10 protein-coding genes are annotated in these 14,023 nt (G+C 38.1%); 5 read left to right on the forward strand and 5 right to left on the reverse strand.

Annotated features, from left to right (window positions below):
• Nucleotides 1–596: 596 nt before the first annotated feature.
• The 4 genes from CER18_RS01110 to CER18_RS01125 are packed head-to-tail and all read right to left on the reverse strand — an operon-like array spanning nucleotide 597 to nucleotide 7,429.
• Entirely contained in the window at nucleotides 597–2,693 is a 2,097-nt protein-coding gene (locus tag CER18_RS01110) for a glutamine amidotransferase (protein ID WP_100128276.1), read from the reverse strand.
• Nucleotides 2,690–5,488: a DUF4159 domain-containing protein gene (locus CER18_RS01115; protein WP_100128277.1), complete on the reverse strand. Its 2,799-nt coding sequence runs from the start codon at nucleotides 5,486–5,488 to the stop codon at nucleotides 2,690–2,692. The genes CER18_RS01110 and CER18_RS01115 overlap by 4 nt, the downstream gene beginning before the upstream one ends.
• Complete coding sequence (locus tag CER18_RS01120; protein WP_100128375.1) at nucleotides 5,485–6,396, reverse strand: DUF58 domain-containing protein; 912 nt, start codon at nucleotides 6,394–6,396, stop codon at nucleotides 5,485–5,487. The genes CER18_RS01115 and CER18_RS01120 overlap by 4 nt, the downstream gene beginning before the upstream one ends.
• A 1-nt stretch (nucleotide 6,397) precedes the next feature.
• On the reverse strand, nucleotides 6,398–7,429 hold the full coding sequence (locus tag CER18_RS01125) for an AAA family ATPase (protein ID WP_100128278.1): 1,032 nt from the start codon (nucleotides 7,427–7,429) through the stop codon (nucleotides 6,398–6,400).
• Nucleotides 7,430–7,676: 247 nt separating this feature from the next.
• Here CER18_RS01125 and CER18_RS01130 point away from each other — a divergent pair, with 247 nt between their 5' ends.
• Nucleotides 7,677–8,930, forward strand: coding sequence for a CCA tRNA nucleotidyltransferase (locus CER18_RS01130; RefSeq protein ID WP_100128279.1), 1,254 nt, complete (start codon nucleotides 7,677–7,679; stop codon nucleotides 8,928–8,930).
• A 687-nt stretch (nucleotides 8,931–9,617) separates the two neighbouring features.
• On the opposite strand, the gene CER18_RS01140 is transcribed toward CER18_RS01130, so the two are convergent.
• Entirely contained in the window at nucleotides 9,618–10,094 is a 477-nt protein-coding gene (locus CER18_RS01140) for a tRNA (cytidine(34)-2'-O)-methyltransferase (protein WP_100128281.1), read from the reverse strand.
• Between the two features lie 588 nt (nucleotides 10,095–10,682).
• Here CER18_RS01140 and petA point away from each other — a divergent pair.
• The 4 genes from petA (at nucleotide 10,683) to CER18_RS01160 (ending at nucleotide 13,933) form a co-directional block, all read left to right on the forward strand.
• Nucleotides 10,683–11,231 carry a ubiquinol-cytochrome c reductase iron-sulfur subunit gene (gene petA, locus CER18_RS01145; protein WP_100128282.1) on the forward strand — a complete coding sequence of 183 codons (549 nt, stop codon included), beginning with the start codon at nucleotides 10,683–10,685 and terminating at the stop codon, nucleotides 11,229–11,231.
• Between the two features lie 4 nt (nucleotides 11,232–11,235).
• Complete coding sequence (locus CER18_RS01150) at nucleotides 11,236–12,492, forward strand: cytochrome b (protein ID WP_100128283.1); 1,257 nt, start codon at nucleotides 11,236–11,238, stop codon at nucleotides 12,490–12,492.
• Nucleotides 12,486–13,382: a cytochrome c1 gene (locus tag CER18_RS01155; RefSeq protein WP_100128284.1), complete on the forward strand. Its 897-nt coding sequence runs from the start codon at nucleotides 12,486–12,488 to the stop codon at nucleotides 13,380–13,382. Before CER18_RS01150 ends, CER18_RS01155 begins: the two co-directional genes overlap by 7 nt.
• Before the next feature lie 110 nt (nucleotides 13,383–13,492).
• Nucleotides 13,493–13,933, forward strand: coding sequence for a PRC-barrel domain-containing protein (locus tag CER18_RS01160; RefSeq protein ID WP_100128285.1), 441 nt, complete (start codon nucleotides 13,493–13,495; stop codon nucleotides 13,931–13,933).
• Nucleotides 13,934–14,023: the final 90 nt, after the last annotated feature.

Here is a 14,023-nt window from a genome sequence, read left to right on the forward strand (position 1 = left end):
AGAAGGATTGTAAAATGAAAAATAGCTTGTTGAAAGTATGAGAAAATTTTTAGGAGAATTGACACTGTATTGTATTTATCAGGAAATTTTATGGTTTTACGCTATCATCTATCACTTTTGGAGATGTTTTTTACGCAAAATAGAACACCTCAAAAAGAATATTCCAAATAAAATATCCCAAATAAAATATCATTGTGTTGTACATGGGCATATTTTTTGAAGAAATATTTTTCAGAGTACTTGATTCCATTTCACGAAAGTTCTCAATGCTATGAAAAGCCTTGTTTATAAGGCTTATTACATGTTACCATCTTTACACTTATACAAGATGCTAACTAAAACCATTATACGACCCTATCCAAACTTCTTAAAAATCCTTTCTTTAGGGGTTCATAAGAGACACTTTCTTCTCTTTCTCAATGTTTTTTATTTATACGGTATTCTTCTAATGATGCGTAAGAGAATGATTTTAATTGAATATGAAAAAATGATAAATTATTTATTATAAGTCAATATGTTATCTAAGTGTAAAAAATAAGACAATACATAAAAAGATAAGCTGATTTTAAAACTATTCTACGAAATTTCAGGATTTTTTAACGGCTTTCACGATACCACATGCTGCCCAACAGTAAAAGGCAAACAAACAGTGCAAAAAAACCAGAAAATATCGAAAAATAAAAGGTATTGATTAAACGCGTTTCTGTTGCGTCTTTCAAAATAATGGAATGTGCTGGGGAAGATGATAGGTTTATTTTTGATTGAACCAGCTGGAAAGGAGGAAGCTGAATATTTTCTTTTCCCTCAGGGTATAACCGTCCGATATAGCCACCAGTGTGTTTAATAATAGGGGCTAATTTTTCTTGTGTTGAAATTAAGTCAAATAATTCAAGATTATCGAGCATTCCTACAGAAGACAGTATTGTTGAATCGCCATTTTTGATGGTAAAAACCCCTGTCTCATCAGTGGCTACAGTTGCGGTGAAGAGACCTTCTTGCTCTTTAGTAAGGATGATTTTTTGCTTTTTTCCAGAAGGAAAAGTTATTTCAGCGGGTTCTGGATGATCTTTCAGAGTTTGGCGGTGAATTGTTAAATGATGATGGCTACTGGTCGCGCTTAATTTTTCTTCCTCAAGTTCGGGTTCTTTCATGAGCCAATGGGCAATTCGGCGATAAAGTGCAGCATAAGGACCACCACCTTCAAAACCTCTTGCCCAAAGCCAACTTTCATCGGAAAGCAACATGCCTACACGCCCTTTATCAACATGTGAAAGAAGTAAAAGTGGTTGTTCATCGGCTCCTTTCATGAGAGCAATCCCGTTGTTTATGTTTTGAATAGCAATTTGTCGCAGCCATCGTCCCCATTGAGAAGCCGGAAAGTTAAGCGTTGCAAGATCTCTTGTGACAGGATGACGCTCACCCTCTCTGGTTAATGCGGGACGAAAAGGTTTTTCAAGAATAGCACCATTAGGCAATGCCGGTAGAATGCTTATTAAAGGTGTTTTTGCAAGTGAGTTTTTTTGGGTAAATTCAGGTCCTGTTACCATCAGCAATGCACCACCCTTTTGTACATATTGGGCGATATAATCATAATAGATTAAAGGCAGAACAGCAGAATGCTGGTAACCATCAAGGATGATGAGATCAAAGTTATTAATCTCTTCAACAAAGAGTTTTCTTGTGGGAAAAACCACCAAGGATAATTGGCTTAAAGGCGTATTATCTGCTTTGGTGGGTGGTCGCAAAATCGTAAAGTGAACAAGATCAATATTGGTGTCGCCTTTTAAAAGATCACGCCATGTCCGTTCTCCATTATAAGGGGCCCCTGAAATAAGAAGAACGCGCAAATTTTCTCTGATTCCTTCAATGGTTGTTATGGCGCGGTTGTTTTCAAAGCTTAGTTCACCTTTGTAAGGTTCAGTTGTCGCTTGGATAATATTTTTTTCAGCATGGGGAAGGGTAATTTCAGTTTCAAAAATAATACCAGGCGTTACAGAATAATGGCTAACCTCTTGTCCATTCACACTAAGTGTAATATTGGCTTTCTGGGGTATTGCTTCTTGGGGGACGCCTTGATCTTCTACCAAAATGGAGAGCTTTTGTGGTTTATTGACAAGAGCAAAGCGTGGAGGGGAAATAAACTTGATTTGACGATCAAATTCATCTGAACGTCCTGTGATCAAAGCATTAAGAGGTGCATCATGATGAAGATCTGATAGATCAGGAATGTCATGCACTTGTCCATCGGTGATAAAAATAGTTCCTGCATAACGAGAGGGCGGTACATCAGAAAGTGCTTGTGTTAAAGCATCAAATAACTTCGTTGAGGGGGCATATTGGTTATCAGCAAGTTTTCCAGCTTCAATAAAACGTGGTTCAAATTGTGGATAATGTGCCAATGTTTCGATTAATTGCGCGCGCGCTTCATCACTGTCCTTTATCCTTGTTCCAAAAGTTTGGCTTTTGCTGCGGTCAATGACAATGCCCACCGTGCTTTTCAGGGGTTCGCGCTGTTCTTTGATAATCATTGGATTGAGCAAAGTAAGAATGAGGGCGCTCAATGCCATCAGACGAAATAAAGCCCCTTGACGCTGTGTAACGAGACCAACAACGACAAAAAGAATGGATATTCCGCTTAACAGCAGAATCCAAAAGAGCGGTAAAAAAGGCTGAAAAGTGAACAGTGGTATCATTGCCTTCTTTCTCTTTTAAAGCGTTCTAAGAGCGCTGGAACATGAACTTGGTCCGCTTTATAGTTTCCAGTAAGCACATAAAGGACAATATTGAGTCCTGCACGAAATGCCCATAGACGTTGCATCGGATCATTGGGAACAAGGGGATATTTCCATGTCCCTTTTTCATCGAGTGCCCAAGCACCGGCAAAGTTATTTGCGGTGATAAGCAGGGAACTTACATTATCGCCGCTGGCAAGAGAATTTTTATTTTTTTTGTTTGTTGATGAGGATTCAACCCATAAAGGTGAACCACGGTAGAGACCAGGAAAATCTGGCATAATATAAAAAGAACGAGCAACAACATGATCTGTTGATGCAGGCTCAATGGAGGGAATGTTTAACCCTTTTAAGATGGTTCGTAATCTTTGCGTTTCTGGAGTAGCATCTCCTTCAAGATTAAGATTGCTCTTTATCTGATCGCGCGTGTCAAATAAAATGGTCCCCCCATGCTTCATAAAGTTATTTATTTTTTCAAGACTTTTTGGAGTTAGTGTGGGACTCTTAACATCAATGGGCCAGTAAATAAGAGGATAAAAGGAAAGTTCATCTTTATCGAGATCAAGTGCTATAACAGAGCCGGGGGTAAGCATTGTGCGCTCTGCAATAAATTGGCTTAAGGCTTCTAGACCACTTTTACTCGTTGTATCAATTTCATGATTGTTGGTTATAACGTAGGCAAGATGCGTTGCACCAGCGGCTTCTACACTATCATGATAATTTTCTGTCGTTTGTGCATGAAGCCTTGGGTCATATGAAAACAGGGCAATCAAAATGATGAGAGGGAGGAGAAACATGCTACGTCGTTTATTAAAAGAAAAAATACCCTCCATCCATAAAATGAGAAAATTATCAAAGGCAAATGATAAGAGTGCTAATCCTAAAAGAGGACCGATAAGATTTTTTTCTTTTGTATTATAAGATAAAGGGCTCTTATTAAGAGAAGTTGGCAATGATGATTGTTTTATCAAGTGCGATGTATCAGTTAAGAGATTGAGTGCATAAAAATCGTTTTTGACCCCATAAAGTCCTGGAGGCGTATGATAGGAAGGATGGGGTGGATTTTGAGCGTCAAAGATCAGTGGAACAACATCAGAGGGTGGTACTTGTAATTGTCCGTCAGCGGCTATGGTTCGCCAAGGATTTTGGACCATTGTTCTTTTTTCTCTGTGTGTTAGGTCTGTATTTTCGTAAGACCCTAATGTGATTAGTTTTTGCAATATTTGTGCAAAAAAGCCAGAAAGAGGAAGATTAGACCATGTAGGATCAGGGGCAATATGAATGAGAATGAGGGTTCCTTTACCACGTTTTGCTGCGGTAATAAGAGGAGTTCCATCCGAAAGGCTAAGCCACGTTTTTTCAAAAAGATCTGGGGTTGGTTCTGCGAGAATTTGGCGCGAGACAGTAACATCTTCTGGAAAAGGAAGATCAAAGAAAAAGCTATTTTTTGCAAAAGGGGCAAGCTTTTGTGGTTTCGTCCAAGACATAATACTTCCAAGGGAGCGTTGCCCCTGACGTAGCGGTACCGGAAGGAGACTGTCGTAATGTTCTGCACTACTGAGTTTTTCTCCTGCAAAGCGAATGAGTGTTCCCCCTTTATTCACAAAATCAGAAAGCTTTTTTTCTGCATTTTCGGGGATATTAACCATATCGCCCATAATGAAAACAGATGGATTTTGTTTAAGCAAATGATCAATATCCGTTGAAAGTTCTCTTCCTCCGGAAGTTATAAGCTGTGTATGACCTCGTAATGCTTTGATAATATAATAAAATGGAGCAAGTAAAGGCTGTGCCATTTCATTGGTATCGGGGGAAAGAAGAGCAACACGGCTTATCCTGCTATGGCTATCTACTAAGAAAGTTGCAGCAGCATGGTTTTGGTTATTGATTTTTATCCAAGCGATATCGTTGCGTAATTCAAGGGGAACATCAAAAGGAACAAGTGCTGTTGTCTCGCCTTCAGAGAAGTTTTTTGTAAATTGACCGAGAAGTTGATTGTTTGAATCGTAAAGGCTCAGTGTAGCAGGCATTGTGCCGTGTGTTGTTGAGCGAATAATACGCGCGACCATATTTCCATCGTTATTTTCTATGGATGTTATGCCGATTAAATCGGAAATATCAGCCAAATACCATAAGAAATTTCTAGGTTTTAATTTTTCAAGTATCGCAAAAGTTTGCTCATCCTCACTTGTTTGTAATCCATTACTTAGATAAACAATATCAAGAGGTTTTCCTTTGCTTATTTTACTGAGTTTTTTAAAGGCATGCACACGGTTGACAGGCCAAGGACGCGGTTGCAAATGCATTAAATGCTGTTTTATAATCTTTGCTGGTTGGGGTTCTACATTGGAGATATCATTTTCAGCCGTTGCAACAAGATAAATATTTTTTTGCTGTTTTTCTGCTTGTGCAAGGAGCGTTTCAGCGATAGAGATGCGTTTTTTCCATTCTTTTACAGATGCCCAACCATTATCAATAATAAGTGCAAGGGGTTGAGATCCGGAAAAGCTTATTGGTTTTTGATTCCAAGTGGGGCGGGCTAGCGCTATTATAACAAGTGCAGCCATAGTTAAACGCAACAAGAGCAGCCACCAAGGGGTATGTTTTGCTTCTTTCTGCTGATGAGTTGATTTGGGTAAGAAACGGAAAGGCGGAAAGAGCTCTTTACGCGGAGATGGAGGGGATATCCGCAACAGCCACCAAATGACTGGTAGAAATAAAAGTCCTAATAACAGAAAGGGAGCAGCAAAACTCAAAATGCCCTCCTTTTTTGCAATGAAGAGTCACGCATTGTATTTGCAAGATGCAAAATGGTTTCTGTTAAAGGTTGATCCGTTGTACTAACGTGATAAGACCATCCATGGCGTGCGCAAAAATTGACCAATTCTTGTCGCCGTGCTTGATATAGCTTACAATAGTTCTTACGAAGATTTTCTGCTTTTCCAAAAATGTTTTTTTCTTTCGTTTCAGGATCAAAAAATTCTGTATGACCTGTGTAGGGAAAGCTTTCTTCTGCAGGATCAGCGATTTCAATTAAATGAGCTGTCACCTGTTTTGTCGATAAAACGTTTAAATGTTGGATGATTTTTTCAGGATGGTCGAGGAAATCACTCATGATAATGGCATGCGAAAAACGTGTAATTGTTGAAAAATCCGGAAATGAATTTTCATCTAAATGATTTTCTAAAGCAAAGGCTATTCGTTCTACGACATTGGGTGTCATTGTGGGGGGCATTAAGTTGGGAATAGCAATATGTTCACCGCTGCGTGCCAGAAGTGATGCCAAGACGAGAGTCAAAATGATGGCGTGATTGCCTTTAGAGATTTTAGAAAAGCGCGAACAGTAATGCATCGATGCGCTCTGATCAGGCCAAAGCCAAACGGTTTGTGTCATTTGCCATTCGTGTTCGCGTAGATACGTATTTTCATCACGCGCTGAGCGACGCCAATCAATGCGGGTAATGGATTCTCCTTCCATATAGGGACGAAATTGCCAAAAATTTTCTCCATTACCGCGTTTGCGTTGCCCATGCCATCCAGTTATCAGTGTATTGGCAATATGACGTGCTTGTAAAAGAAAATGGGGCATTTTGCCAGTATCCTTATACAACTCTTTTGCCAGAGACAATGGAGGTTTTTGTAAAACTTTTTTGCCAATAGCCATTTTAAAGAGCATCTTTCACAAGGTTATTGATAATATCTTTTACGGTTATATCTTCAGCACGGGCAGAAAAATTAAGAGCCATGCGATGTTGTAATACGGGATAGGCCAATGCTTCAACATCATCAAGTGAGGGGGCTAAACGCCCATAATAAAGGGCACGAGCGCGAACACAAAGTGAAAGAGCTTGTGATGCGCGCGGACCAGGTCCCCAAGAAACATAAGTATTGGCAAGGCTATTGTCTTTATCAGGGCGGGCTGAACGGACAATTTTTAAAATAGCTTCGATCACATTTTCTGAAAGAGGCATTTTGCGAACGATATTTTGAATTTTTTGTAATTTTTTGGCGGATAAAATTGCTTTTGCATTTGATTTTTTTTCTTTTGTTGTTTCTAAAATGATCCGCCGCTCTGTTGTAAGATCAGGATAGTCAATATCAATTTGCATCAAAAAGCGATCGAGTTGAGCTTCAGGAAGTGGATAGGTTCCTTCTTGTTCGAGGGGATTTTGCGTTGCAAGAACATGAAAAGGTTGTGGCAAGTCATAACGGGTACCGGCAACGGTTACATGATATTCCTGCATAGCCTGTAAAAGAGCTGATTGCGTGCGTGGAGAGGCACGATTGATTTCATCGGCCATGAGAAGTTGCGTGAAAATGGGACCTTGAACGTAGCGAAAAGAACGTTTCCCTTCTTTATCGGAATCCATAATTTCAGAACCGATAATGTCCGATGGCATTAAGTCTGGGGTAAATTGGATACGTTTTTCATCAAGCCCTAAAACGGTTCCCAATGTTTCTACAAGACGTGTTTTTGCAAGCCCTGGAGCGCCAACAAGAAGAGCATGACCACCAGCAAAAATAGCCGTTAAAGCATATTCAATGACATAACTTTGCCCAAAAATAACTTTGTCAATTTCTTGTTGTATAATATCTAATTCTTTGTGTGCCGTATCAATATCCTCAATAATGATCTGGGCTTCATGTTTGGGATTAACCTTTTTCACAGAATTAGATGCTGGATCGCGGTGACTCATATTTTTTCCTTAAGGCGTTTGTCGCAAAAATAGTAATTTTCTCTGCATGTTAATGGACATCTTATTGTTTGTAACAGAAAATGAGAAGAAAAGAAGCATCATAAGCCGTTTTTTTATAATCGTATAGGCGAAGAGAAAAGTTTCTTTAAAAGAAAAAGGCATGTTTTATAAGGGATGTTTTAAAAATTTTGTTTTATGAAGAGAGTTTTTGAAAGCAATGAAGACAACTTTTTTGAAAGGTTAAAGGGTGAATATAAGGCAGAACTTCAAACAGGTTGCGTGGTTACAACGAAATGATATCCAAACACTTCTTCGTGTTTTATCTTTAGAGGGGGAAGAAGCGCGTATCGTTGGGGGAGCAGTGCGCAATCAACTATTAGGGCAACCTATTAGTGATATTGATATTGCGACAACCTGCTTACCGCAACAGATTATAGCGCGTGTAGAAGAAGCAGGATTTAAAGCTATTCCTACAGGGATTGCGTTTGGTACGATAACAGTGATTGCCCATTCATGTGCTTATGAGGTCACAACACTTCGCAGCGATATTGAAACAGATGGTCGTCATGCAAAAGTGGCATTTGGTCGTGATTGGAAAAAAGATGCTGAACGGCGTGATTTTACGATAAATGCCCTTTATTGTGATGCTGCCGGCAAGCTTTATGATGATGTGGGAGGTTTGAGCGATATTGAGAGCCGAACAGTTCGTTTTATTGGCGCTGCAGAAAATCGTATTAGCGAAGATTATTTGCGTATTTTGCGTTTTTTTCGCTTTTTTGCGTGGTATGGAGCGGGGCGACCTGATGGGCAAGGATTAAAGGCATGTGTTCGTTTAAAACACGGTTTAAAAAAACTTTCTTCTGAGCGTATTTGGGCAGAAATGAAAAAGCTTCTTTTGGCTTCTGACCCAACTCGTGCTCTTTTATGGATGCGACAAAGCAGAATTTTGTCACTCATTTTTCCTGAAACAGAAAAATGGGGCATTGATGCAATTCACGCATTGGTGAAAACAGAACAGACGCTTGGTTGGAAAGTTGATCCATTTTTACGGCTGGAAAGTCTTCTTCCTCCTGATCCTATACGTCTTCATAAAATAGCACAGCGCTTGCGTTTTTCTCATAAAGAAATAACACGATTAAAAGAATGGGCAGAGTTAGAAATCATAAGCCAAAACTGTTCTGATCATTTTGTGCAAAAACTGATTTATTTTCATGGACGACAGCCGGTTTTAGATCAATTATCCCTGTCTATTGCTGCATCACATGTCGATACTCTAGAAAAAGGGGATGCTTTTCAGAAAAAAGAAGATTATCTCAAACTTTATCAGCTTGTTCAAAAATGGCAAATTCCGACTTTTCCTATTAATGGTAACGACTTAATAAAAAAAGGTTTYTCAAAAGGYATCCTTTTAGGAAAAAARCTTAAAGAAYTAGAAATGATATGGGTTGAAAGCGGWTTTTTAATGGATCGTCAYGCATTATTAGAAAAAATTGATTTATAATATGGTTCTTTATAAATGCATGGCTGTTTTTATTTTTTAAGTTAAGACACTTAAATTATAATAATTTATCATTATTCATGTGAAATTAAGAGTACCGAATATTGTAAGGTTATTTTATTTCAAATCTGTTCATATTACATCAATCAAAATGATTACCTTATACGTCACAAGTAAGGGGGGCGTGTGAGGAAAAATGATTATAGGGAGGAAAATTTCTTTTATGAACCATATCAAAGTAAGGGGAAAAAAATTTTTAAACGGATAAAGAGAGTAAGAAGAGCAGTTTGTACTTTGTGTGAGCATAAAGAGGGAGATACCCAATGGATTTTTACTATGAAGGGGTACTTAATCATTCACAGGTGAGTGATATGAAATTGGTGTAATGGGCAATAGAATGGCACTTGCTGCTTTGTGAGAGAAGTGACTTTAATTAAAGAGTTATTCTTGTTTTATAGCTGTTTATTTTATCAGCCCTTGATTATCGGGAAATGGCAGGTGTTATACGCTTTAATTGTTATTCATTTTCTAGCTTATGGGCTTTTAGAGGCTTTATTCCAAAAGTATCGTTGAAAAATACGCGCTTTTAAGATTTATAAAATTCTTTCAAGATTTTTTTCTCCGTATTAGAAAACCAGAGTTTATGCATTTTGATCATTCTATTAAAGCTTTGATAGAATCATCGTGTTTTTATAGATTACAGTTTCCTTCATGATAACCAATTTGGCGCAATGCTTCCCCTGTTGTTATGGCTACGCTCATGGCGAGATTGAGAGAGCGGGCATGTGGTTGCATGGGAATTTTCAATGTGTAATCAGCAGATTCATGAACATAATCGGGAACTCCAGCTGATTCACGACCAAAAAGTAAAACATCATTTTTTTGATAGCATATCTGTGTATAGCATGTTTTTGCTTTTGTACTTAAAAGCAACAGACGGCGATTAAAGTATTTCATGGAGCTTATAAAATGTTGCCAATCAACGTGTCGCTCTAAGGAAGCATATTCAAGATAATCCAATCCTGCGCGTTTGAGATTACGATCCGACAGATTAAAGCCTGCGGGTTCAATAATGTGTACATGTAAACCAAAACAAGCACTAAGACGTAAAATCGTTCCGGTATTACCAGCAATATCAGGTTGGAAAAGAGCTATATGAAGTGTCATATTCTCTGTAATATGATTTTTTTTAACTTTGTAAAGAAGCGCCGTAATTTATTCGAAAAATATTTTTAAGAAATATATGATTTTTATATTTAGTTTTTATACCCTTTAAGTTTAAGGGAAAAAGTTACGGATAAAGATTTGTTTGAGATAAGAGAAAATTTCTTGATTGGTGATTTCCTTTGATTGAGCAATACATGAAATGAATTGGTTTATTATGGTTAAAAATGGTATATTTAATGAGGTAGGATCATTCATTTCGATAGAGACTTGATCATAACAAGAAAGTTTTTTCTTTAAGAGCGTTCATTTACACTCCTTCTCCATTTTTATCAGGAAAAAGAAGGATTTTGATTGATTGAATAGGAACAGAGATTTGAAATAAAAAACTTACGGTATTTTAGTCTTTTATCCAATCTGTAAAACAATAATTTGTCATTAAATTAGATTTTTATGTCAACCATACACATGATATAAGCTTTCTATAGGGATATTTTATGGGTTAAGACAGTGGCTTGATCAGTCATTGTACAAGGGGAGAGGGTATGGTAAAAGAACGTTTTTGAAAAGTGTCTCTTTGAAGTTAAGGCAATGGGTAAGCAGACGAGGCGGGATTTTCTGTTTTTGGTAACAGCTGTTGCAGGAGCAGTTGGTATGGGAGTTGTTACGTGGCCTTTTATCCGTCAGTTGCGCCCAGATGAGGCTGTTTTGGCATCTTCTTCTGTTGAGGTTGACCTTTCTGGTATCGAAGAGGGGATGTCGGTGACAGTAAAGTGGCGAGGACAGCCTGTTGTTATTCGAAATCGTACAGCAAAAGAAATTGCTGATGCGCGCGCTACGAATCTGAGTCTTCTAAAAGATCGTCAAGCACGCAATCCTAATCTTGAAGGTGAAAAAGAAGCGACGGATTTTGCACGTTCAGCAGGTAAAGGGCGTGAAAATTGGCTTATTTTCATTAATCTTTGTACGCATTTAGGCTGCGTAACACTTGGGCAATCGGGTAAGTTTGGAGGGTGGTTGTGTCCGTGTCATGGATCTGTTTATGACACCGCTGGAAGAGTGCGCTCAGGTCCAGCGAACTATAATTTAGCTATCCCCCCTTACCAATTTCTTTCTGATACTTTGCTCAAAATAGGATAAGTCTATGACAAGGTTTCCTCCTTATTGTCCTAAAAATGCTCTTGCCCGTTGGTTTGATAAGCGTTTTCCTCTTCCTCGTTTTTTTTATAATGCATTTGTAATTTTTCCTGTTCCGCGTAATCTTAATTACTTTTATACATTTGGCGGCATTTTGACCATTATGCTTTTATCACAGCTTTTGACTGGTCTTGTTTTGTCACTGCATTATGTTCCAGATATTCATTTGGCTTTTGAAACAGGTGAACGATTTCGGCGGGAGGGGCAGTTTGGATGGCTTTTTCGTCCATGGCATAGTGTGGGATCTTCGTTTTTTTTTATTGCTGTTTATATCCATTTGGCGCGCGGACTTTATTATGGTTCTTATAAAAATATGCGAGAAATGGTTTGGGTCACAGGGATTTTTATTTATATCATCATGATGGCAATCGCCTTTTTTGGTTATGTGCTTGTTTGGGGGATGATGTCTATTTCAGCTGCTTCAGTGATTGCAGGGCTTTTAAAAACGATACCTTTGGTGGGAGCATGGTTGCATGAGACACTTCTTGGTGGTTATGGTGTGGGGCAACCCACATTGAATCGTTTTTATGTTTTCCATTATGTTTTATCATTTGTTTTGCTTCTTTTTGTGGGGCTTCATATTTGGGCAATTCACTGTGTGGGGCAAGGAAATCCAACAGGTCTTGCGATACAATCAGAGAAGGAAACGGTACCGTTTTCGCCTTATGCGCTTATCAAAGATATTTTTGCCATTACCGTTTTTCTGATCTTTTTTGCTTGGTTTTTGTTTTATATGCCCGATTATATGGGGCAAGCCGAAAATTATAGCGTAGCTGATCCATTAAAGGCACCGCTTCGTGTGGTTCCAGAATGGTATTTCTTGCCTTTTTATGCGATTCTGCGTGCTATAACTTTTGATATTGGTATTTTGTCTTCAACTCTTGTGGGCTTTGTTCTCTTCGTCAGTTCGATTTTCGTGTTAATTTTTGTTCCATGGTTAGATCGTTCTAAAATATGTTCAGCAAGATATCGACCTGTTTATAAAATTTTCTTTTGGGCCTTTGTTATTGATGTTGTTTTTCTTGGTTGGTTGGGGTCAAGAGAAATAAGTGACAAAATTCTTTTATGGACGCAATTGGCTACAGTTTATTATTTTATATTCTTTTTGATTATTTTGCCGATTTTGCCTAGGTTTGAAAAAAGCTGTTCTCTTCCTTCTTCAATTGTGCAAGATCTGAAACAGAAAAAAAAGAGACTATGGTAAATGTTTTTGTCAGACTGGTTATTATGATTGCTATGAGCTTTTCCGCTCAGAGTTTGGCGAGTGATATCTCTGATCAAGAGGAAGAATTTATTTCTTTTCCTTTACGAATTCCTAAAAAACAAGAATGGAGTTTTTCAGGGCCATTTGGATTTTATGATAAGGCGCAATTGCGGCGTGGATTAAAGGTTTATAAACAAGTTTGTTCCAGCTGCCATGGGCTAAAATATGTGGCTTTTCGTCATTTAAAAGCTCTTGGGTATGATCAAGAACAGATTAAAACTTTGGCAGCACAATATGAAGTGCGTGATGGCCCTAATCGAGAAGGAAAAAATTTTAAACGTCCTGGGATCGCAACGGATTATTTTCCTTCTCCCTTTACGCAGGAAGAAGAAGCAAGATTTGCTTTAAATGGTGCTTACCCTCCAGATTTATCATTAATGGCACGTGCACGCGGTGTCTCTTTGCCGTTTCCTGCTTTAATTACTGATGTCTTGACTCATTATGATACAGCCGGTCCAGATTATATTACAGCTCTTTTAACAGGATATCAGAAAGCGCCAAAGGAGTTAGAAATTGTGGATGGTTATTGGTATAATCCTTATTTTATTGCCAGTAATTCTTTAACCATGGCGCCTCCTTTGAGTGATGGTATCGTTACTTATGAAGATGGGACCCCTCAAACTGTTGAACATTACGCGCGTGATGTTTCTGCTTTTTTGATGTGGGCTGCCGATCCTCATATGGAAATTCGTAAAAAAACAGGTTTTCGTGTTATTTTATTTTTAATTATTTTTGCGGGGCTTGTTTATATTTTAAAAAATCGTATTTGGTTTGGTTTAGAGGAAGAGTTTGAGAAAGAAGTAACAGACGAAATAAAGAGAAAAGAGTAAAGTGACTGCTCTTGAAAGAGTAGAGAGTATAAAGAGCATAAGGAACAAATCTGTTTATGATGCATTGAGGTTTTATAAAGTAAAAGCAAAGTAAAAACGGAGATGTTAAAATGAAAAAAATTGCATGTACTACTCTTATGTCAATTTTAATGGTTTCTAGTACTTATGCTCAGTCTTTTGAAGTTCCTTCTAAACCTGAAATAATCTCTTCGACGGGTATTGTACAGGTAGGGATTGATAAGTCTGTGCGTTATGTGACACCTTTAGCAACGGATTTTGTCGCTTCCAGCCTTATAGGTGCCAATGTCTATAATATAGAAGATGAAAATATTGGTGAAGTAAAAGATATTATTTTACGTGAAAATAATATTGCGGGGTTTGTGATTGCTGTTGGCGGTTTCCTTGGTATAGGAGAGAGTTATGTGGTCGTTTCTCCAGAAACAATCCAGATGACAAATGATTATGGTAAGTGGAAACTTATTACAAATGCAACAAAGGATTCTCTAAAGGACGCTCCAACATTTAAATATGAAGGGCATTGGGCACGCTAATTTTATATTTCCATCCTTTAATGGATAAAGAAGTTGCTATCATAATAATTATGGTAGCAACAGTTCTTACTCAGAAGAGCTTTGGAAGTT

The sequence above is a fragment of the Bartonella tribocorum genome (assembly GCF_002777915.1).
Classification (GTDB): Bacteria; Pseudomonadota; Alphaproteobacteria; order Rhizobiales; family Rhizobiaceae; genus Bartonella; species Bartonella tribocorum_A.